This window comes from Microlunatus phosphovorus NM-1, assembly GCF_000270245.1.
GTDB lineage: Bacteria > Actinomycetota > Actinomycetes > Propionibacteriales > Propionibacteriaceae > Microlunatus > Microlunatus phosphovorus.
This window is the reverse complement of sequence record NC_015635.1, coordinates 4,681,445-4,701,204: the sequence shown is the minus strand read 5'-3', so window position 1 is coordinate 4,701,204 and position 19,760 is coordinate 4,681,445. Positions and strand designations below refer to the sequence as shown.

The 19,760-nt window shown below is 66.0% G+C and carries 22 protein-coding genes; 8 read left to right on the top strand and 14 right to left on the bottom strand.

Translation table 11 applies throughout. The features are described 5' to 3' along the window. Window positions 1–5: 5 nt before the first annotated feature. The 3 genes from MLP_RS21230 to MLP_RS21220 are packed head-to-tail and all read right to left on the bottom strand — an operon-like array spanning window position 6 to window position 2,152. Window positions 6–1,055, bottom strand: coding sequence for an ABC transporter substrate-binding protein (locus tag MLP_RS21230; RefSeq protein ID WP_013865240.1), 1,050 nt, complete (start codon window positions 1,053–1,055; stop codon window positions 6–8). A 45-nt stretch (window positions 1,056–1,100) separates the two neighbouring features. Then, entirely contained in the window at window positions 1,101–1,844 is a 744-nt protein-coding gene (locus MLP_RS26735; protein WP_013865239.1) for an SRPBCC domain-containing protein, read from the bottom strand. Next, entirely contained in the window at window positions 1,841–2,152 is a 312-nt protein-coding gene (locus MLP_RS21220; RefSeq protein ID WP_013865238.1) for an ArsR/SmtB family transcription factor, read from the bottom strand. Before MLP_RS21220 ends, MLP_RS26735 begins: the two co-directional genes overlap by 4 nt. Window positions 2,153–2,303: 151 nt before the next feature. On the opposite strand from MLP_RS21220, the gene MLP_RS21215 reads away from it, so the two are divergent. The 3 genes from MLP_RS21215 to MLP_RS21200 all read left to right on the top strand — a co-directional run bounded on the left by MLP_RS21215 (window position 2,304) and on the right by MLP_RS21200 (window position 7,346). Next, window positions 2,304–3,206 (top strand): DUF6544 family protein, encoded by a 903-nt coding sequence (locus MLP_RS21215; RefSeq protein WP_013865237.1) that lies wholly within the window; start codon window positions 2,304–2,306, stop codon window positions 3,204–3,206. Between the two features lie 723 nt (window positions 3,207–3,929). Next, a complete protein-coding gene (locus MLP_RS21205) occupies window positions 3,930–5,012 on the top strand; it encodes a Fic family protein (protein ID WP_013865234.1) in 1,083 nt (360 codons plus the stop codon). Between the two features lie 96 nt (window positions 5,013–5,108). Continuing rightward, entirely contained in the window at window positions 5,109–7,346 is a 2,238-nt protein-coding gene (locus tag MLP_RS21200; RefSeq protein WP_049804620.1) for a 2OG-Fe(II) oxygenase, read from the top strand. A 133-nt stretch (window positions 7,347–7,479) separates the two neighbouring features. Here MLP_RS21200 and MLP_RS21195 read toward each other — a convergent pair whose 3' ends face one another. From MLP_RS21195 to MLP_RS21185, 3 genes are all read right to left on the bottom strand, one after another. Then, on the bottom strand, window positions 7,480–8,031 hold the full coding sequence (locus tag MLP_RS21195) for a PIN domain-containing protein (RefSeq protein ID WP_013865232.1): 552 nt from the start codon (window positions 8,029–8,031) through the stop codon (window positions 7,480–7,482). Continuing rightward, window positions 8,032–8,550 carry an excisionase family DNA-binding protein gene (locus tag MLP_RS21190; protein ID WP_013865231.1) on the bottom strand — a complete coding sequence of 173 codons (519 nt, stop codon included), beginning with the start codon at window positions 8,548–8,550 and terminating at the stop codon, window positions 8,032–8,034. A gap of 195 nt (window positions 8,551–8,745) precedes the next feature. Beyond that, window positions 8,746–9,027, bottom strand: a complete 282-nt coding sequence (locus tag MLP_RS21185) for a hypothetical protein (protein WP_013865230.1) — start codon at window positions 9,025–9,027, stop codon at window positions 8,746–8,748. Window positions 9,028–9,240: 213 nt separating this feature from the next. Between MLP_RS21185 and MLP_RS21180 the strand changes: the two genes are divergently transcribed. Together MLP_RS21180 and MLP_RS21175 are read left to right on the top strand one after the other, a co-directional pair. After that, on the top strand, window positions 9,241–9,699 hold the full coding sequence (locus tag MLP_RS21180; protein ID WP_013865229.1) for a hypothetical protein: 459 nt from the start codon (window positions 9,241–9,243) through the stop codon (window positions 9,697–9,699). Window positions 9,700–9,892: 193 nt separating this feature from the next. After that, window positions 9,893–11,902 carry a thioredoxin domain-containing protein gene (locus tag MLP_RS21175; RefSeq protein WP_013865228.1) on the top strand — a complete coding sequence of 670 codons (2,010 nt, stop codon included), beginning with the start codon at window positions 9,893–9,895 and terminating at the stop codon, window positions 11,900–11,902. An 86-nt stretch (window positions 11,903–11,988) separates the two neighbouring features. Here the strand turns inward: MLP_RS21175 and trhA are convergent, their stop codons facing one another. Then, entirely contained in the window at window positions 11,989–12,711 is a 723-nt protein-coding gene (trhA, locus tag MLP_RS21170; RefSeq protein WP_013865227.1) for a PAQR family membrane homeostasis protein TrhA, read from the bottom strand. A gap of 196 nt (window positions 12,712–12,907) precedes the next feature. Between trhA and MLP_RS21165 the strand changes: the two genes are divergently transcribed. Beyond that, a complete protein-coding gene (locus tag MLP_RS21165; protein ID WP_041793159.1) occupies window positions 12,908–13,732 on the top strand; it encodes an isoprenyl transferase in 825 nt (274 codons plus the stop codon). Between the two features lie 342 nt (window positions 13,733–14,074). Further along, window positions 14,075–15,397 (top strand): PhoH family protein, encoded by a 1,323-nt coding sequence (locus tag MLP_RS21160; RefSeq protein WP_013865225.1) that lies wholly within the window; start codon window positions 14,075–14,077, stop codon window positions 15,395–15,397. Window positions 15,398–15,405: 8 nt separating this feature from the next. On the opposite strand, the gene MLP_RS26730 is transcribed toward MLP_RS21160, so the two are convergent. The 6 genes from MLP_RS26730 to MLP_RS21135 form a co-directional block, all read right to left on the bottom strand. Next, window positions 15,406–15,918, bottom strand: coding sequence for a hypothetical protein (locus tag MLP_RS26730; RefSeq protein WP_013865224.1), 513 nt, complete (start codon window positions 15,916–15,918; stop codon window positions 15,406–15,408). Window positions 15,919–16,003: 85 nt separating this feature from the next. Then, on the bottom strand, window positions 16,004–16,153 hold the full coding sequence (locus MLP_RS28155; protein WP_197536452.1) for a hypothetical protein: 150 nt from the start codon (window positions 16,151–16,153) through the stop codon (window positions 16,004–16,006). Further along, complete coding sequence (locus tag MLP_RS27590) at window positions 16,150–16,389, bottom strand: PIN domain-containing protein (RefSeq protein ID WP_013865222.1); 240 nt, start codon at window positions 16,387–16,389, stop codon at window positions 16,150–16,152. The genes MLP_RS28155 and MLP_RS27590 overlap by 4 nt, the downstream gene beginning before the upstream one ends. 1 nt (window position 16,390) lies before the next feature. Further along, complete coding sequence (locus MLP_RS21145; protein WP_013865221.1) at window positions 16,391–16,651, bottom strand: hypothetical protein; 261 nt, start codon at window positions 16,649–16,651, stop codon at window positions 16,391–16,393. A gap of 58 nt (window positions 16,652–16,709) precedes the next feature. Next, window positions 16,710–18,098, bottom strand: coding sequence for a class II fumarate hydratase (locus MLP_RS21140; protein WP_013865220.1), 1,389 nt, complete (start codon window positions 18,096–18,098; stop codon window positions 16,710–16,712). Between the two features lie 104 nt (window positions 18,099–18,202). Next, the gene (locus MLP_RS21135; RefSeq protein ID WP_013865219.1) at window positions 18,203–18,877 is read right to left on the bottom strand and encodes a polyamine aminopropyltransferase; all 675 of its coding nucleotides are present in this window, start codon (window positions 18,875–18,877) and stop codon (window positions 18,203–18,205) included. A 95-nt stretch (window positions 18,878–18,972) separates the two neighbouring features. On the opposite strand from MLP_RS21135, the gene MLP_RS21130 reads away from it, so the two are divergent. Continuing rightward, entirely contained in the window at window positions 18,973–19,524 is a 552-nt protein-coding gene (locus MLP_RS21130; RefSeq protein WP_013865218.1) for a DUF4245 domain-containing protein, read from the top strand. On the opposite strand, the gene MLP_RS21125 is transcribed toward MLP_RS21130, so the two are convergent. Beyond that, complete coding sequence (locus MLP_RS21125) at window positions 19,511–19,693, bottom strand: hypothetical protein (protein WP_013865217.1); 183 nt, start codon at window positions 19,691–19,693, stop codon at window positions 19,511–19,513. The genes MLP_RS21130 and MLP_RS21125 overlap by 14 nt on opposite strands. Window positions 19,694–19,760 lie beyond the last annotated feature (67 nt).

Here is a 19,760-nt window from a genome sequence, read left to right as displayed (position 1 = left end):
CCAGGCTACGCGTTGGTCTTGGGGTCCCCATCGAGGGCAGCGGCGAGCTTGGGGGCGACGGCCTGCAGGAAGTAGGGGATCGACAAGGGTGAATTCATCTGGGTTGCGGTGATGACGTCGTCCGGAAGGTAGATCCCACGCCCCTCCTTGACCAGCCGCATTCCGGGGTAGATCGGGTTGTCGGTCAGGATCTTCGCGTCGGAAGGGCGGACGAAGAAGATGGCGCAGTCGAGGTCGTCGATCAGGTCGACGCGCTCGTAGCTGAGCTCGATGTAGATGCCCTTCGCGTACTTCTTCAGTTGCTCGTCGGGGACGACGAACCCGAGTGACTCGAAGAGCTGGTTGTTGGCCTCCTTCGAGGAATACACGGTGAACGTGTTGGTGTCCGGCGAGATCGAATTGAAGGTCTTGCCTTCGAACTGGGGATATTTCGCCCGGATCGAGGCGATGGTGTCCTCGACGTGCGCGATCACCTCGCGGGCCTTGTCCTCCCGGCGCAGTGCCTTCGCGATCAGCTCCAGTTCCACGCGCCAGGGCGCCTCCCAGACTCGGTAGCCCGCCGGCGGAGCCACCACCGGCGCGATGGCCGAGAGCTTGTCGTACATCGCCTGATCGACGTCGTGGTAGGTCACGACGATGAGGTCGGGAGTCTGGGCGGCGACCCACTCGAGGTTGATCTCCCACTCCTTCAAGACCTCGGGCTCGGTGGTCCGGTAGCCGTCGGTCCACGGACCGGCGGCGTACGGGTAGCTGCCCTCCCACTCGTGCACCGCGATCGGCTGGATGCCGAGCGCCCAGAGGAAGTCCTGATCGTGCAGGCCTAGCGACAGGACCCGCTCCGGAGTGCCCTTGATCGTCGTGGTGCCGAACGTGTGCTCAATGGTGACACTGGCCTCGGCGTCGTCGGTGGTGGCGACATTGTCGTTGGCCGCGCATGCCGCCAGACCGACAGTCACGGTGGCCGCGAGAAACCCTCGTCGGGTGAGCTCACGCCAGGCGGCGTCCACTTCAAGTGACGACAGGGGCGCGGGCGTGTCAAACAACATGCCGGTCATGGGCGGAGCCTCTCCGTCGAGGATGGTAGGTGAGGCGACCCTAACTCATCCGGTCAGCATGACCCGCCATGGTCGAACGCGTACGTCGAGCAGCCCGGAGGTCACGCTGCCGTCTTCCAATTGCGCAGCCCTGATGACCTGCCGTGCCCCCGCTTGTGAAGACGCTCGGACGATCGTCATTCCGGCGCCGGGGGTGTCCGGCAGCGGTCCGGCGGCGACCAGGAAGCCGTCGGCGTGCAGCTGCCCCAGGAACTGAGCGTGTTTGGCGAAGTCCGGGGAGGCGAAGACGCCTTCGGGCGGGGCGGCGGGACCGGCGCTGTGTTCGAGGACGAACCAGAGATCTGTGGCGTCGTCGGGCGCCGGCGGCGCATCCGCGTAGCAGCCAAGCACCACGACCCAACCGCCGGCGTAGTTGCCGCGGGCGGCCGCTGGATCCCGGTACGCCTCCCAGCCGGAGTGTTCCAGCGTCACCAGGGTGACGTCCGAATCCCCGGTCGAGGCGAAGGCCACCGTGACGTGGGTCGCCTCTGCTGGGGCCTGGCCGGGATGCCAGGTGAAGGAGATCGACCTCGGTGGATCGTCCGCGGTGACGGTTCCCCAGGTCGCGATTTCGCCCGATGGTCCAGTCTCGACGATGCGCCGGCCGTCGAATGCGACGCTGCCGCCAGGTCCGAAGCAGCCGTGCGACTCCAGCGGCCACCAAGCGCCGATCTCATCGGTGAACAGGCGATAGGCGGTCGGTTGATCGCAGCCGACGAGCACCTGGCGGCGCAGGGGAGGAAGGCTCATGGCCGGCTCCTTTCCACATGTTCGGCGAAGGCACCCAGAGCGGTGTCCCATTGCGTCACGAGCCAACGTTGGACGACATCGAGACCGCCGGGGGCGAGGGCATAGAGATTGCGAGTGCCGATCGATCGATGCTCGACCAGCCCGGCGCCCTCGAGCACCTTGAGGTGCTTGCTGACTGCGGGCCGTCCCACCGGCAGGGCGTCGGCGAGGGCGCCGACCGGCCGCGGCCCGTCGCGCAGCACCTCGACGATCTGACGTCGAGTCGGGTCGCCGAGGGCATCGAGGGCAACGTACGCTTGGTTACTCATGGGCAACCGTTACTTTACAGCAACGGTTGCTTGCTGGCAACGCTTTGTCGGCGGGACCTTCGGCTCAGCGAGGCCTACCTTCTTCCCTGCCATCGAGCCGACGCAACGAGTTGGCTGGGAGGAAGAGCAACCGGTCGAGGAGGCACGACCGATGACTGCGGTGCGCTGGATTGTGGTTGGTCTGTTAGCCATGCTGCTGCTCCTAGTGGCGGCGCACGGCTTCGCGTCGCGCGGGCCGAGCAGCTTCGAGGCGCAGTTCCGCACTCAGTCCGCCGACGCCTTGGCCGTCGCGTCCGCGCCGTCCGGAGTCATCTCCGATGCCGAGGTCGACGCGCTGCCAGCACCGGTCGCCGAATACGTACGTCGCAGCGGGGCGGTCGGCCAACCTCACCTACGCAGCTTCTATGCCGAGATCCATGGCCGCATCCGCAGCGGCCCAGGTGACACGTGGATGCCATACACGGTTCGCCAGCTCAACACCTACGGTCCGCATCCGCACCGGTTCTTCTTGATGAACGCGACCCGGTTCGGCCTTCCGGTCAGGGTGTTTCACGCCTACGACGAGCACGCGACGATGCGTGGCCGACTGCTCGACGTGGTACCGGTTGTGCAGGCTGCCGGCGACGAGATGGACCGCAGCGAGACCGTGACACTGCTCAACGACCTGGTGCTCTTCGCTCCGGGCGCCCTCGTCGACGCCCCGATCAGGTGGACGAATGTCACCGGCACCACCGTCGACGCGACCTACACCCGAGGCGACCAGACGATCACCGCCCGGCTGGTCTTCAGCAACGGCGACTTGGTCGACTTCGTCTCCGATGACCGGATGCGCGCGAGCGGTGACGGCAGCACGTTCACACCGCAACGTTGGAGCACCCCCGTCAGTGGGTACGCCGTCTTCGGCGACCGCCGCATTGCCGCTCAGGGGCTGGGGAGGTGGTCTGCCCCGGCACCTGAGGGCCAGTTCACCTACATCGAGCTCACTGTGGACGACATCGCCTACAACGTGAATCCCGACCGGGTCCGCCCCCGAGCCGCGCAGGCAGAAAAGTGATTGGCCGAATGTGCGTCGTCGGTCAGCATGTCGTGCTGAGGAAGGAGCGGAGGTATTCGGTCATGACCACAGAAGCGACCTCAGAAATCGACACGCGCAGGCTCGTCACGGTGGAGACGATCGCGCAGATCGACGAGATCCCAGACGCGGACGCCATCGAAGCGGCGCGCGTACGGGGCTGATCGGCGTACGGAGGTGGGAGCCTCCGCCACCGGCCGGCATGACAGCGCTGGGCCCGTTTCCCGCCTTCCTTCAGAAGACGGATGCCGAGCGAGTGCAGAACCTCGACGGCGAGACCTGGGAGGGATTCAGGCGGATGCCGAGGCTTGGCGACCGACCGAGAAGGTGGACGGCAGTTCGCTGACCACCTGGCGTACCGCCGACGGAGTGCTCCATATCGCCGGGCGGAACTGGGAGCTCGACCCGACGACCTGCAACGTCTACTGGGCGGCTGCCGCGGCGGCGAAACTGCCGATCGGCCGGGTGTCGGCAGTGACCTCGATCCCTGCGTCGGTCATGGACGGAGTCTCTCAGAGAGTAAGAGCGACCTTCAGCGGGAGCGCACTCTTCCTGGCTTGCGGCTTGTCGCCTCACTTTGACGTCCTGCTCGGGGCGGTAGGGCCTGGGCATGGACGTGTTGAGATATCTGACATGTTGCGAAGACGTGTTAAGTTTTCCGTGAAATCCTAACGTTTAGTCGTGACGTGTTGAAGGAGTTGACACATGCCCTGGAGTCCCGAGGCACCCTTCAACGATCTGCCGCCGCTACCTCCGGACGGGGTCGACCTTGAACCGAAGCCGGTCCTCAAGGCCACGGTCGAGGCTCGAACCGCGCTGGCGACACTCTCCCAGGCAGGTCAACTGCTGCCGAACCCCAACATTCTCATCCATGCAGTCCCGCTGCTCGAAGCGCAGGCAAGCTCGGAGATCGAGAACATCGTGACCACTGCGGACGAGCTGTTCAAGCACGTGGAGTCAGGTGGAGGCGACCACGCCACCAAGGAGGCCCTTCGCTACCGAAGCGCAATCTTCGCCGGTGTCGAAGCGATAAGAAGCAGGCCGCTTACCGCGGGGACGGCGGCTCGAGTCTGCTCGGTCCTGCAGGGTCGCGAGATGGACGTCCGCGCTGTCCCGGGCACTCGGATCGCCAACCCTGCAACGCGGGAGATCGTGTACGCGCCGCCGGAAGGAGCCGACCTCATCCGCGAGAAGCTGACGGCGTGGGAGCGTTTCGTCCATGCCGAGGATGACCTCGATCCGCTGGTGCGGATGGCCGTGGCCCACTACCAGTTCGAGGCGATCCACCCGTTCCACGACGGCAACGGGCGTACCGGTCGCGTGCTCAACATCTTGATGCTCATCGAGGCGGGACTGCTGCGCGATCCGATCCTCTATCTCTCGCGGGCCATCATTGCCCGGAAGAACGACTACTACCGGCTTCTGCGAGCGGTGACCGCGGAGGACGCGTGGATCGACTGGATTCTCTACATGCTCGAAGTTGTCCGCGAGTCAGCGACATCAACGACGACGAAGATCGGCTCCATTCGGATATGCCAAGAGCACATCGCCGAGCGCGCTCGGGCAGCCACCCCGGGTGGGCGCAATGCCCAGTTCTTGGGTGTGCTCTTCGAACAGCCCTACTGTCGCATCAGCACCGTCGCTGCCCGGTGTGACGTCTCGCGGCAGACTGCGTCTTCGTGGCTGCACGCACTGGTCGCGGCTGGTCTTCTCAGTGACGTCAAGGTCGGCAGGGAGATCCTCTTCGTCAACCATGAGCTTCTGGATGTGCTCACACGTCCTGAGTGAGATCGAACCGAAAGGCGCGGCTGCTGTCTCGAACTTGCGGCCGAGGTCGTGCGGTCCACGACGACCTGCTCCGAAGGCGTCGGTAGGTTGTCGGTCGTGGTCAAGTCGGCGCGGGAGCAGATCGCCCTGTTGTTGAGGGGCGATGAGACGGCGGGGTCGTTCAGCGCGGAGACGTCTGCGCCGGTTGCGGGTGTGACGTTGTCGGTGGCCGGCGTCGGCCCGGTGAGGCTCCCGGTCGGCGCGCCGCAGGAGCGGAAGCTGGTTTCGGCAGCACAGCCGGCAATGTTCGGGCTTGGCGAGGAGACCCTGACTGACACCTCGGTACGCGACACCTGGGAGCTGACCGCTGACCAGGTCAGTCTGGGTGGGGAGTGGGACGGGCTCTTGGATGCGGCGCTGGCCGAGGTGCATGAGGGTCTCGGGCTGCCGAGAGGCGCGCGTCTTCGCGCGGAGTTGCATGCGCTGTTGGTCTATGGGCCGGATCAGTTCTTCGCGCCGCACCAGGACTCGGAGAAGGACGACGAAATGGTGGCGACGTTGGTGGTGTCGTTGCCCTCGGTCCATACCGGCGGGGAGCTGGTGGTCAGTCATGGTGGTGAGAGCCGTACCTACCGTCACACAGACCGGAACAAGATCGGTTTCGTGGCCTTCTATGCCGACTGTATCCACGAGGTGCGGCCGGTTCGTACCGGGCGGCGAGTGACACTGACCTTCAACCTGCTGGTCAGCCGCGATTCCGAGGCGGCGGTCGACCCTGACGACGAGTTGGCGGGCTTGGTCGGCGAGCATTTCGCCACTCCGGTGACTCGACGCTGGTCGGAGAAGACGTCTCCGCCTCCGAATCGCCTGGTCGTCTTGCTCGATCACCAGTACAGCGAGCGCGGACTGGCCGGGATCCGCCTCAAGGGCCGTGATGTCGAGTGGGTGGGCCGGCTGCGGGCTGCGGCGGGGAAGGCCGGCTGCCGGCACGCGTTCGCGCTCGCCGAGATCAAGCAGACGTGGAACGCGTACGAGGACGACCGCCCGCGGCGCTACCGGTATCACGATGATGAGGACGAGGACTCGTCCGAGTCGTACGAGGTCGGTGACCTGATCGACGACGAGATCTCGCTGGGCTGGTGGAAACGCGCTGGGACGGCCGAGGGGGAGCAGATCAGCCTCTACGTCAACGAGAGCGAAGTCTGCGCGGTCACGCCGACGGCCTCGTTGACACCGTACGAGTCCGAGTACGAGGGCTACATGGGCAACTACGGCAACACCGTCGATCGGTGGTATCGCCGGGCGGCAATCGTGCTCTGGCCGCAGGAACGAGACTTCATTGCCCGCGCCGAAGCTGATCTGCCCGCCGCGATCGCCGAGCTCGATGCCCGACTGAACAACGGCGAGGATCGCGAGCAAGCTCGGGCGGATGCGCGGGAACTGGTCGGTCTGCTCGGGAACGGTAGTACGAGTCTGCTGCCCTCGCTCCTACCGGTCGCCGATGCTCTCGATGAGGCCGAGCTTGCCCATGAGCTGCTTGCCCGGCTGAGCGGTGAGGGGCTGACCGCCGAGTGCGCCGCGGCGCTCGCTGCGGCTTCTGAGCGGTACGGGGACGCGTGGACGCGGAGGATCGTCGAGTCCTGGTTCTCCGTCGGTGGCTACCACCACGGGCTGTGGGGATGGGTGAATGGCACCTTGCCCAGCCTGGCGGCGGCGCTGCGGCGGATTGGTGCAGACAGTGTCGTCGTCCATCTGTGCCGACGGATCTGGGCCAACTTGTCGGTCTCGATCACTGCGGGTCTCGTGCCCGGGCCGCAAGCCCGCGCCGCAAGGATGGCGCCGCTCGTGGCCCCATCGGCAGCGCTCTTCACAACGGCCGATGCCGAGCAGGTCGTCGAGTTCGTCGCCGCTCTGGCGGCGTGTGGCGACGGCGTACTCGATCTGGAGCTTCCGTTGCTGCGTAGCCTCGGCACGAATGTGTCCTCGTCGCTGGTGGACGACGCCGTACGCCGGCTGGAGGGCCTGCTCACCGTGCCACCCCGGTCCGCCGACGACTGGTCGATCGTCTGGTCCGGTTGTGGCTGCGAGCTGTGCGGCACCTTGCAGGACTTCCTCGCTGACCGCAGTGTCACCGAACTTGACTGGCCGCTGCGGACCGATCGGCGTCAGCACATCCATCAGCGCATCGACGCCGCTGAGTTCCCGGTTACCCATCGCACGATCCGCAAGGGCAGCCCATACACCTTGCGTCTCGCCAAGCAGCGCGACCTGCACGCACGCGAGGCCGAGCAGCGGCGCCAACTGATGGCAGACCTCGCGTGGTTGCGCCGGGAGCCGTGGAGCGGGGAGTCGTGAGAGAGTCGGCTTCATCACAGAACGGTACGGGTTCGAGGTGATGTGGCGCGCCGAAACGGTACGGGTATGAATGAACAGGGAGTGATTCGATCAGACGTTGCCGAGGCAGATCTGTCGGCGCGACGCCCGTCCTTCAGAGGTAGGCTCGGACAGCGCTGGCGAAGCCGGGCACGCCAGCGTCAGCCAGACGGACGAGGAGGTCTTCCATCTCCAGGACTGGGCTGGAGTAGTCCTCGATCAGTTGGCGGAGAACCCCGACCGCCGGCCCCGGATAGAGATCCAGTTGGTCGAGTAGGAACTTGTCTGGATGGACGATCTCGATGTCGTAGGCATCGACGCTGTTAGCGGGAAAGTCGCTCAGATTGAAGGTGACGAGTACTTCGCAGTTCGCACGTATGCCTGCGGCAAGCGCATGGCGGTCCTTGGGATCGTTGGTCATCTGCTTGATCAGGTCTTCGTAGCCGGTGACTGTGGCGTCCGGGAACGCGCCCTGCATCGCCGAGATCCGTTTGGTGGTACTCGCTGCGGGGAGACCGTATGCCTGGAGGTTCCTCGACAGCTCGTCCAGAATCATGTCCGACCACAACGGTCGGAACAGCCCGCGCTCGGCCATCCCCAGAATCACGTCGTTGAGATGGAAGCCGAACAGGACGTTGGTGTCGAAGAGCGCCGGGAAAGTTGCCACTCAGTCCTCGAACTCGGCTAGGCGTTTGACCGACGGCGTGCCATTCGGCAACGTGTCGTGGTGCTCAAGCGAATCCCTCGCGAGGGAGGCGAGCGCCGCCCGGCGTTCCGCTTGCGCACGTGCCTGATAGGCGACCACATCACGAAGCGTCACGCGACGGTGGCGTCCAACAGTCTCGAACTCGATCTCGCCGGCCTGGAGAATCTTGACGAACGTGGGGCGAGACATGCCTAGGAAGTCGGCTGCCTCTTGGGTGGTGAGCTTGGCCGCGTAGGGCAGGATCGAGATCCCGTCGCCGAGCGCCAAGACGTTGGCAGCTTCCTCCAGCACCTGGAACAGCCCGGCAGGAATGGGCACCCGTTGGCCGTTCGGGCCGACCAGCATTGCCTGACCTGGCTCGCCTAGGGCGAGGTTGATGCCGTTCAGCACCTGGGCAAACTGAAGTAACTCTTCCCGCTCCTGGTCGGGCAGATACGTCTTCGACTGGCGCAAGCGCGCGACCTTCTCTGCAGCTGCCATGCCACAACCATACTCGAAATATTCGAAATCTGGCTGGACGATACGCCGCGCCGTAGTCGTACACTCGGTCTTTCAGCCGGTCAGGCTTCGCGTCGTGCCATCGCCAGAGCTTCGGCAACCTCGTCGTTGGTGAAGTCCTCGAACTCTGCCGAGCTGCAGTAGCCCTGGAGTAGAGAGCCGAGAAGCCGGCTTGCCTTACCGCTGCCTGGGCGCTCCGCGTTCCCACCAGCCGGTGGGAGCTTCCTCGGCAATGACGCGAGCGGCGATATCGATGTGGGTCAGGTTGCAGAACTTCCACAGTTCCTTGGCAGCCCGCGAGTACTGGAAGGCGACTTGGTCGACGTCGAAGGCATCCAGGTTGCCGGCTCGGTAGCCATCGATCGCGTTCGCCAGGTGTTGGACGAGTTGGCCGAGCTGCTCTTCGTGGTACGCGGCGACCGTCTCTCGCGCCGCCCGCCGTTCGGCCTTGGTGGACACGATGTGAGGCTAGCGGTTAGCTCGGCCCCAGTCGACCAACAGCCTTGCTCGTCGTCAGCCAGTGACGTGGGGTCGAGGCCTACACGACAGTTTCGGGCGTCTCTAGGCTACAAATTCGGGCGTTGCCGAAGGTCTGGGATCGATGATCGCGCCCGACTTGTCGCTATTGGAGCAGGAGAGCGAGGCCAAGTTCGGTGAGATCGAGGGGGAGTCGTGAGTGACGACGACAAGGACATCTCAGAGTTGGTGAGGAGGTTGTCCGACGTGATCCAGGAGGCGCGCGACTTCGCCCGCGCGGCCTACGGGTACGAGTTCGACCAGGCGCGCCGCAACATCCCGTCGGATGCAACCGGGCTGGAGATCGACCGACTGAAAGACCCGTATGCGCTGGAGTTCCTCGGTCTGGAACCTCTCCCCGGTGACCCGACCATCGAGGACATGGAGCGCCTGTCTGCCGACGACGACCCGCCTGAACCGGAGGAGATCGAGGAGACAGTCAACGAGGTGATCCTTGATGCCGAGAAGTTGAATGACGCTGCGCGTGCGGTCTTGACGGCACGGGTCGACGGGGAGTGGCGCCACTCAGAGGTCGCGTACACCCGTGCGGTGTTCAGTGACCCGCGTCTGCTCGAGTACCTCGGTTTGGACCAGCAGACGGAGGGTGAGGCGTAGCCGAGGTCTCACAGGCAAGCAGCTGGTCGAAACGCCAGCGGTCCGGGTGGGTCATCACCGGCGGCGGGACGAGGGGCGCGGTCCTTGAGACGACTCGCTGCACGGAGTGCCTCCACAAGGAAGACTTGCATCACTTGTTCGCATCAGTTCAGGGATTCGTGATGCGGCTATCACTGGTAGGGAGCAGCAAACAATGGCCAACCGCCTCGCCAGCGCCACGAGCCCGTATCTCCTGCAGCACAAGGACAATCCGGTCGACTGGTGGGAGTGGTCCGACGAGGCGTTCGCGGAGGCGGAGCGGCGCGACGTACCGGTGTTCTTGTCGGTCGGGTACGCGGCGTGCCACTGGTGCCATGTGATGGCACATGAGTCGTTCGAGGACGAGACGACGGCCGCGTACCTGAACGAGCATTTCGTCTCGGTCAAGGTCGATCGGGAGGAGCGCCCCGACGTGGATGCGGTGTTCATGGCCGCGACTCAGGCGCTGGCCGGGCAGGGCGGCTGGCCGATGACCGTCTTTCTCACCCCGGACCGACGTCCGTTCTATGCCGGCACCTACTTCCCGCCCCGGGCGCGGCAGGGAATGCCTGCCTTCGCCGATGTTCTGGCGGCGATCGCCTCAGCCTGGCGGGATCGGCGCGACGAGGTGTTGTCGAGTGTCGCGCACATCAGTGGTGAGCTGGAGCGTCGGCATGCGCCGAAGCTGCCAGGTGAGGTGACCCGTGCCGGGCTGGATGTGGCCCGGGCGAATCTGCAGCGCGAGTTCGACGAGGTACGCGGCGGGTTCGGCGGAGCGCCGAAGTTCCCGCCGTCGATGGTGCTGGAAGGCCTGCTCAGACTGGGCGATGACGAGTCGATGGCTATGGTCGACGTCACCTGCGAGGCGATGGCCCGCGGTGGGATCTACGACCAGTTGGCCGGCGGCTTCGCCCGCTACAGCGTCGATGCCGGGTGGGTGGTGCCGCACTTCGAGAAGATGCTGTACGACAATGCGCTGCTGCTCGGTGTCTATACCCACTGGTGGCGACGGACTCAGAATCCGATCGGCGAGCGGGTGGTGGCCGAGACGGTCGAGTGGCTGGTCGCCGAGTTGCGGACCCCTCAAGGTGGCTTCGCCGCCAGCCTGGATGCCGACAGTCTCGACGAGCAGGGTCATTCCGCCGAAGGGGCCTACTACGCCTGGGATCCGGTGGGCTTGACGGCCGTGCTTGGGGAGGACGATGGGCGCTGGGCGGCCGAGGTCTTCGGGGTTACGGACCAGGGGACCTTCGAGCATGGTCGCTCGACCTTGCGTTTGCTTGGCGATCCCGATCCAGTTCGGCTCGCCTCCGCCCGCGAGCGCTTGCGGACCACGCGGGAGCAACGTCCCAGACCAGGCCGGGATGACAAGGTGGTCGCCGCCTGGAACGGGTGGCTGATCGCTTCGCTGGTCGAGGCGGCCGGGGTCTTCGGTCGGCCAGACTGGCTGGCGCTGGCTCGGGAGGCTGCCGAACTCATCTGGCGGGTGCACTGGGTCGACGGCCGGCTGCGGCGTACCTCGCGGGATGGTGAGGTCGGCTCGGCGGCGGGAGTGCTGGAGGACTACGCGGCGATGACGATGGCCGCGGTGCGGTTGGGCTGCGCGGAAGCGGATGCGACGTGGCTGACCAGGGCTGAAGCGCTGGCAGAGGTGATCCTGGCCGAGTTCGGGGATGGAGACGGCTTCTTCGACACCGCGTCAGGGGCGGAGAGCCTCTATCTGCGACCCCAAGACCCGACGGACAACGCCACGCCCTCCGGGCTGAGCGCGACCGTGCATGCGCTCGCGTTGCTGGCGGAGACTACCGGTCGGAGCGACCTGGCCGAGCGTGCCGAACGAGCCGCCGCGACGGCCGGAGGACTGGTCGACCGGGCGCCGCGGTTCGCCGGCTGGCTACTGGCGTACGCGGCAAGTCGGCTGGTCAGTCCGCCGGTGCAGGTGGCGATCGTGGGGGATGCGTCGGACACCGGAACACAGGAACTGGCTCGGACCGCCTACCGGTGCGCGCCCGCCGGGTCGGTGATCATGGTCGGCGTCCCCGACGAGCCTGGCCTGGAGCTGTTGGCGGATCGCCCGCTGCTGGACGGCCGACCGACAGCGTATGTGTGTCGAGGATTCGTCTGCCGGCTTCCTGTCACCGACTCGCAAGAGCTGGCCGATCAGCTGCACAGCCCGAAGGAGTGACGAATGCGCGGCTCAACGGCTGGCAACCGGCGTGTCGGGCTCGTGCGGGCCGTTGAGCCGCTGATTTGTCCCGAGGCGGGCCTGTCTCAGCTGTATTCCGCGATCGAGATCGCCACATATTGCGCGGTAAAGGCCAGGATTGTGCAGGCGTGGAAGATCTCGTGATAGCCGAACCAGGTCGGCGACGGATCGGGTGATTTCCGGGCGTACACCACCGCGCCGATCGTGTAGAGCAACCCGCCGACGATGATCAGGGTGAACACTGCAACCCCGCCGTTGACGAAGATCTGCGGCAACCAGAACAACGCCGCCCAGCCCATCGCCAGATAGAGCGCGGTGTAGAGCCAGCGCGGCGCACCCAACCAGCACAGCCGGAACAACAGACCGGCGACCGCGGCCGACCAGATGATCGTCAGCAGCAGCGCGGCCGAGTTGGGCGAGAGCATCAAGACCGCGATCGGGGTGTAGGTCGCGGCAATGAAGAGATAGATGTTCGCGTGGTCCCACCGGCGCAGGATCGCTTCGCCGCGCGGACCCCAGGTGAACCGGTGATAGATCGCGCTGGTGCTGAACAGCAGCAGCGAGGCGGCGAGATAGATCGCGGCGGCGATCCGCGAGCCGCGGTCCGGAGCGAGAGCCACCAGCACGATCCCGCCGGCCGCCGCCAGCGGCGCCATGCCGGCGTGCAACCAGCCGCGGAGCTTGGGTTTGACGATCCGGGCGACCCCGCCCAGCCTCTGCTTCGCGTTGTCGGCTGTGGCGGTGGGATCGATGGATCGGTCCCTATCTGAGGGCGCCAGGCTGGCCATCGCTGTTGTCCTTCTGCCTGTGGTCGGCTGCTTGTGGTGGGTGTGGCTCGCGTTCGGGTCGAACTTTACTCGCGGTAAGTTACGGTCCCGTAGGTTCAGCGTACGAGAGCGCGGCTGGGAAGAAAATGGGTAGTGACTGTGAATGTGGTCGCATCGCGGTCGATGTGGTCGAACCAGCGGGCGCTACGCTGCGGATGTGCCCCGACTTCCTCGTGGCCGCCTCGAACGGCTGAAAGAGGTGGTCGACCGGCTTCATCCGTCGGGGCTGCTCTATGCCACCTACGAGCATCGGCTGATCGCCGAGCTGGATCCGGACCGGCGCCCGCAACATGTGGCGGTGCTGGCCGACGGCAACCGGCGCTGGGCGCGGACCAACGCTCCGGGGCAGCCGCTGGTCGCCGGCTATCAGGCGGGCGCGGACAAGCTCAAGGAGTTCGTCGAGTGGTGTGACGAGTTGGCGATCCCCGTCGTCACCTTGTGGGTGCTCTCAACGGACAACTTCCAACGCAGCGACACGACCGAGATCGGACCGCTGCTGAAGGTGATCGAGCAGATGGTCACCGACTTGGCGGCTGCGCGACGCTGGCGGATCCACCCGGTGGGCGCGTTGGATCTGTTGCCGCCGGAGACGGCCGAGGTGATGAAGAACGCCGACGCCAGCACCAGTTCGATCAACGGCATGCTGGTCAACATCGCGGTGTCGTACGGGGGGCGGCACGAGCTTCGCGACGCAGTCCGCTCGCTGCTCGCCGAGCACGCCCGAAACGGCACCTCGATCGAGGAGTTGGCACAGACGCTCGACATCGAGCACATCGCCCAGCACCTCTACACGCGCGGCCAGCCCGATCCCGACCTGATCATCCGTACCTCCGGTGAACAGCGACTATCCGGATTCTTGATGTGGCAGTCCGCGCACAGCGAGTTCTACTTCTGCGAGGCGCTGTGGCCGGACTTCCGCAAGGTGGACTTCATCCGTGCGCTCCGCTCGTACGCGGACCGGGAGCGTCGGTTCGGCGGTTGAGGCTGTCGGCCCCGCTTCTGAGTGCGTAATCGTCGAACTGGAAGAGGGGCAGGACCACGGCGCGCCGTTCGATGAGGACAACGTGTGAATTGGTTCGTTGTACACGACGCATAACTCACACACTGTTCTCGTGGCGACCGGCGTGTAGTCCCTGAAGCGGCCTCGATCCGACGTACGTTGCCAGTGGCGGACCGCAGTTGGTGTGGACCGCCCGGGAGGCGCCCATGATCCGTCACCTGACGGACCCGATCGACGGACCACCAGTGGTCCGAGCATCCCGGCCAATCACCTAGGTGTGAGGCCGGGCGCAGCGGGCGCGCGGCCTCCAGAAGGGGACACGCAGTGTCGTCTGCAACCGAGTCTTCTGCCATCGACCGTCGCACTTATGTCATCGATACGTCGGTCCTGCTCAGCGATCCCCATGCGCTGCGCCGCTTCGCCGAGCACGACGTCGTCCTGCCGATCGTGGTGATCACCGAGTTGGAGTCCAAACGTCATCACCCCGAGCTTGGCTATTTCGCCCGGGTCGCGCTGCGTCACCTGGATGATCTGCGGATCGAGTACGGGCGGCTGGACGCGCCGGTGCCAGTCAACGACGTCGGCGGAACCATCCATGTCGAGCTCAACCACACCGATCCTTCGGTGCTGCCGGCGGGCTTCCGGCTTGGCGACAACGACTCCCGGATCCTCGCTGTGGCGTTGAACTATCGGGCCGAGGGTCGTCAGGTCACGCTGGTGTCCAAGGACCTGCCGATGCGTGTGAAGGCGTCGGCGGTGGGTCTGCCGGCTGAGGAATATCGGGCCGAGCTTGCCGCCGAGTCCGGCTGGACCGGGATGACCGAGCTCCAGGTGGCCCCGGGCGAGATCGCCGCACTTTATGAGCACGGCTTTGTGGATCTCGAGGCGGCCCGCGATCTGCCCTGTCACACCGGGGTGGTGCTGCTCGGTGGGCAGTCCAGTGCACTGGCTCGTGTCACGCCGGCCAAGGACCTCAAGTTGATCAAGGCCGATCGCGATGCGTTCGGCATCCATGGTCGCTCGGCCGAGCAGCGGGTCGCGCTGGACCTGCTGCTGGATCCGTCGGTCGGCATCGTTTCGATGGGCGGCCGGGCCGGTACGGGCAAGTCGGCGCTGGCGCTGTGTGCCGGGTTGGAGGCGGTGCTGGAGCGGCGGCAGCACGCCAAGGTGGTCGTCTTCCGGCCGCTCTATGCGGTCGGCGGCCAGGATCTCGGCTATCTGCCCGGGACCGAGGGGGAGAAGATGGCGCCTTGGGCACAGGCGGTCTTCGACACCTTGGGGGCAGTGACCACCAAGCCGGTGATCGAGGAGGTGCTGGCTCGCGGCCTGCTCGAGGTGCTTCCGCTGACCCACATCCGCGGCCGCTCGCTGCACGATGCGTTCGTGATCGTCGATGAGGCGCAGTCGCTGGAACGCAATGTGCTGCTCACCGTGCTCAGCCGGGTCGGCCAGGACTCGCGGGTCGTGCTCACCCACGACGTGGCGCAGCGGGACAACCTGCGGGTCGGTCGCCATGACGGTGTGGTGGCGGTGGTCGAGAAGCTCAAGGGCCACCCGCTGTTCGCCCATGTCACCCTGCATCGCAGTGAGCGGTCGCCGATCGCGGCCCTGGTCACCGAGATGCTGGAGGAAGTCCCGCTGCACTGAGCTCCGCCTCAGGCCAGCGGCAGCCCAAGCGCCTCGCGGAGGTAGCTGTTGGCGCCGGCCGCTTCCAGGGATGCCTTGATTCGTTCGACGGAGCGCTCCGAAGGCCAGACGTGGAGAGCCAGCAGGTTGAGTGTCGCCGCACACCCGAACAGCACGAGATAGAAGCCGCCGGGGATCGTGAATGACAGGGTCATGGCCACGAGCATCGGCAGCTCGGCGGTCATCACCCGACGGAACAGTGCGGTCTGATAGGACAGCTTGGCCTGCTCCATCGCCTCCTTCTTGCTGGTCCCGCGGGCAAGTGCGACCGCATGGTATCCGGTCGCGCGCAAGATCAGGTGCCCGACGACGGCCAGCACCAGCACGCCGATCACGTACAGCCATGGCGTTGGATCGGTCAACGTGCTGCCGAGCGCGAACCACATCACGATCAGCATGACCACCGGCACGGCGAACAGCACTCCGGCCAGGATTCGCAGTGGACGCAGGTGGTCGGGCTTGGCTGGGACCGAGGCGCTCATCGCATAGAACCTAGTCGTGCCCGGGCTGACCTACCACGGACGACACGAGCTCCGAGACAACAGCACCCCAACCGGTCCAGGGCCTTCACGGAAGGAACTCGCAGCTGACGCCGGTGAGGGAGCGCACCGGGCCGCTAAGGGTGACCAGCGGACAGTCCAGGGTCTCGGCCAGCGCGACGTACGCGGCGTCGTGGGCGGTTGCCCGGGGCGTGAGTTCCAGGATACGACCGATCAAACCCGGTATTCGGTACGTCGACATGTCGGCTCGAGTCGCCTGGTGCACCGCAGCCGTGAACCCTCCTTGCTGAGGTGTCCGCCGAGCCACATGCCACGCAGTGCGCTCACCACCTCGACCATGAAGTGCTCGGGCGCCCTCCAATCACCGTCATCCTCCATCACCGGCCCGATGGCCGACGCTCGCGGACCGCCGACGATCAGTTCGGTCAGGGCAGAGGCGTCGATGACAAGCACCTCAGTCGACCGTGGGCTTTGCCAGGTGCCGTTCGCGGTCCCGGCGGTGACGGCCCAGCAACTCGGGCACGTCGACGGCCACTGCGGACGCTAGGGGGCGGGCCATCCAGTCGCGTACCAGGCGCCGGTTGTTCACCGAGGAGGCTTCCCGGGCGACGACTTCCAGAAGATAGTTCTGCAGCGACTCACCCCGGCGCTCGGCCTCCGCGCTCAGCACGTCCCGGATCTCCTCCGGGACATGGCGAATCTGCAAGGCGACCATGCATGCGCTTTAGCATGCACCAGTCATGGCCGACCCGGCCAACCTGAGCGGGCAGAAGTCAAGCAGACGGAGCCCTCGTCATCGCCAACACATCCAAGGCAGTATCGAGCTGTTCCTCGGTGAGCTTGCCATCGGCGACGAAGCCGGATTCGATCACGACCTGGCGGATCGTCTTGTTCTCCTTCAGTGCTTGCTTGGCCACCGCTGCGGCATTCTCGTACCCGATGTAGCGGTTCAGCGGCGTCACGATCGACGGTGAGGACTCGGCCAGTTTGCGGCAGTGGTCCACGTTGGCGACGATGCCGTCGACACAGCGGTCAGCGAGCAGCCGCGAGACGTTGGCGACCAACCGGATCGACTCCAGCAGGTTGCGGGCCATCACAGGCAGCATCACATTCAGCTCGAAGGCTCCGGTGGAGCCGGAGAAGGCGACTGCTGCGTCATTGCCGATCACCTGGGCGGCGACCATGGTGGTTGCCTCGCAGAGCACCGGGTTCACCTTGCCCGGCATGATCGAGGAGCCCGGCTGCAGATCGGGCAAGGCGATCTCGCCCAGACCGGCGCGCGGCCCGGAGCCCATCCAACGCAGATCGTTGGCGATCTTGTTGAGACTGACAGCAATGGTGCGCAGCGCCCCGGACGCCTCGACCAAGCCGTCCCGGGCACCCTGGGCCTCGAAGTGGTTGCGGGCCTCGGTCAGTGGCAGGCCGGTCTGCACGGCGATCGTGTTGATCACCGCCGCCGCGAAGCCGGGTGGAGTGTTGATCCCGGTGCCGACCGCGGTGCCACCCAGGGGCAACTCCGCGACTCGCGGCAGCACCGCTTGGATTCGCTCGATGCCGTACCGGACCTGAGCCGCGTAGCCACCGAACTCCTGGCCGAGGGTGACCGGGGTGGCATCCATCAGATGGGTGCGGCCGCTCTTGACGACATCGCCGAACTCGACGGCTTTTGCCTCCAGCGACTGAGCCAGGTGCCCCAAGGCGGGGATCAAAGTGTTGGCCAGACTGTCGGTCGCGGCGATGTGGATCGCGCTCGGGAACACGTCATTGCTGGACTGGGATGCGTTCACATGATCGTTGGGGTGCACATCTGAACCGGCGAGGGAGGAGATGACCTCGTTGGTGTTCATGTTGGACGAGGTGCCCGAGCCGGTCTGGAACACATCGATCGGGAACTCGCCGTCGTGCTTGTTGGCGGCGACCTCGGCGGCTGCGGCGACGATGGCATCGGCCCGGTGCTGGTCGAGCACGCCCAATGCGGCATTTGTGCTGGCCGCAGCGCCCTTGATCAGTCCCAGGGCGCGGATCAGGGCCGGGTCGATCGGCACGCCGGAGATCGGGAAGTTCTCCACCGCCCGTTGAGTCTGCGCCTTGTAGAGCGCGGCGGCGGGCACCCGCACCTCGCCCATCGTGTCGTGCTCGATGCGAAAGTCGTCGTCGGCCATGCCGGTCATTGTGGCGCAAGGAGCTGACAGTCACGCAACTGGTGCGGGTGTGACGTACGACGTCACAGCCCGTACGGCGGACGTCCCGACCGCTCGCGCTCCGCCTAGTGAGGTGCGCGTGCGGTGTAGATGACATACGAGATCAGATGCCGGCCGCGCTGGACCTTGTGGACCTCCTCCCGTGCCGTCGAGGTCAGGGCCTGCAGTCGCGACCGGAGACCGGCGTTTGCGCCCTGGCACCAGATCGCCAGCAGTCCCCCAGGGGCCAGCCTCGCGTACGCGGCACTGAGCGCCTCCTCCCTGTACAGGGCGGCATTCTCGGCGTGGATCAAGAAGTCGGGACCGTTGTCGACGTCGAGCAGGATCGCGTCCCACGGTCCCGCCGGCTCTGGCTCGTGGCCGGTCAGCACGGCCCGTACGTCGGCGACCCACAGGCGTACGCGGGGATCGCGTGCCACCCGGCCCAGCCGTAAGGTCACTCCTTCGTACGCCCAGGCGACCAGCGCCTCCTCGATCTCCACCACATCGACCGTGCCGACTCGCGCATCCAGCAGCGTGGCGGCGGTGAACCCGAGCCCGAGACCCCCGACCAGCACTCGAGCACCCGGCCAGGTGAGGTCGGCGAGAGCTTCCTCGGACGCGGTTTCGGCGCTGTCCATGGCGAAGGCGCCGTTGACGATCAACTCCTCGATCGCGTCGTCGGCGACCCCGTGACGACGCAACACGACCTCGCCGCGCGGCCCGCTCCACCGGGCGATCGTGACCGGCATGTCGTCCATGCCCGGACCGTACCGCGGCAGTCTGACATCTCCCTGACATCTCCGTCGGTGCCAGCCGGAAGGCAGTGCGCCGGTGCAGCAGGCAGAATGTCCGGGTGGCCCGCACCAAGAAGCCGGCGACCACCGGGGACATGATCCGCACCTTGTTGGTGATCGTGGTCCCGGTGGCGCTGATCATCATCTTTTTCAGCCGGACCCTGCCGGACTACCCGGTGCAGGAGGTCGACTGGCGACCGGTGCTGGCCGAGGCGCGGAAGAACGCTCCCTATCCGGTGCTTGCCCCCGAGGGTCTGCCGGACACGTGGCGACCGACCAAGGCCGCCTGGGTGGCGAAGGGGGAGCCGCATCTGAATGGCGATGCGTCGGTGCGCAACCTGTGGGAGCTCGGTTTTCTCGACCCGCACGACGTCTATCTCTCGCTCCACCAAGGCGACGCCCGGCCGGAGTTGTTCGTGGATGACGTCACTCGGCAGGGCTACGCCGACGGGCAGAGCGCCGTTGGCGGCCAGACCTGGGTGCGATACATCAGTCCGGATGAGCGCACCCGATCCCTGGTGCTGACCTCGCCGAAGGTGACCACCATCGTGGTCGGCGATACGACGTACGAGGCATTGGAGGCATTCGCGGGGACGCTCACTGCCGGCTGAGTCGCGAGTTGGTGATCTCCGCCAGTATGCGTTCCCGGTCACGGTCGACGGTCTGCTCCGCGCCGGAACGGAAAGCTGCCGCGCCGCCGAGCTTGGCACGTCGATGGGCGGGTTCCAGCGCAAGAATCAGCAGCACGACCATGGTGACAACGATCAGTAATCCGGTCATGGCAGAGATCTTTCCTTCGGTGCATATCTGCCACCAGTGGCACGATTGCCTTCGTGCGATGGATTGC

Coding starts and splice junctions, on each gene's coding strand:
- MLP_RS21230 (WP_013865240.1), bottom strand. CDS start 1,055: ATGACCGGCATGTTGTTTGACACGCCCGCGCCCCTGTCGTCACTTGAA.
- MLP_RS26735 (WP_013865239.1), bottom strand. CDS start 1,844: ATGAGCCTTCCTCCCCTGCGCCGCCAGGTGCTCGTCGGCTGCGATCAA.
- MLP_RS21220 (WP_013865238.1), bottom strand. CDS start 2,152: ATGAGTAACCAAGCGTACGTTGCCCTCGATGCCCTCGGCGACCCGACT.
- MLP_RS21215 (WP_013865237.1), top strand. CDS start 2,304: ATGACTGCGGTGCGCTGGATTGTGGTTGGTCTGTTAGCCATGCTGCTG.
- MLP_RS21205 (WP_013865234.1), top strand. CDS start 3,930: ATGCCCTGGAGTCCCGAGGCACCCTTCAACGATCTGCCGCCGCTACCT.
- MLP_RS21190 (WP_013865231.1), bottom strand. CDS start 8,550: ATGGCAGCTGCAGAGAAGGTCGCGCGCTTGCGCCAGTCGAAGACGTAT.
- MLP_RS21175 (WP_013865228.1), top strand. CDS start 9,893: ATGGCCAACCGCCTCGCCAGCGCCACGAGCCCGTATCTCCTGCAGCAC.
- trhA (WP_013865227.1), bottom strand. CDS start 12,711: ATGGCCAGCCTGGCGCCCTCAGATAGGGACCGATCCATCGATCCCACC.
- MLP_RS26730 (WP_013865224.1), bottom strand. CDS start 15,918: ATGAGCGCCTCGGTCCCAGCCAAGCCCGACCACCTGCGTCCACTGCGA.
- MLP_RS21145 (WP_013865221.1), bottom strand. CDS start 16,651: ATGGTCGCCTTGCAGATTCGCCATGTCCCGGAGGAGATCCGGGACGTG.
- MLP_RS21140 (WP_013865220.1), bottom strand. CDS start 18,098: ATGGCCGACGACGACTTTCGCATCGAGCACGACACGATGGGCGAGGTG.
- MLP_RS21135 (WP_013865219.1), bottom strand. CDS start 18,877: ATGGACGACATGCCGGTCACGATCGCCCGGTGGAGCGGGCCGCGCGGC.
- MLP_RS21125 (WP_013865217.1), bottom strand. CDS start 19,693: ATGACCGGATTACTGATCGTTGTCACCATGGTCGTGCTGCTGATTCTT.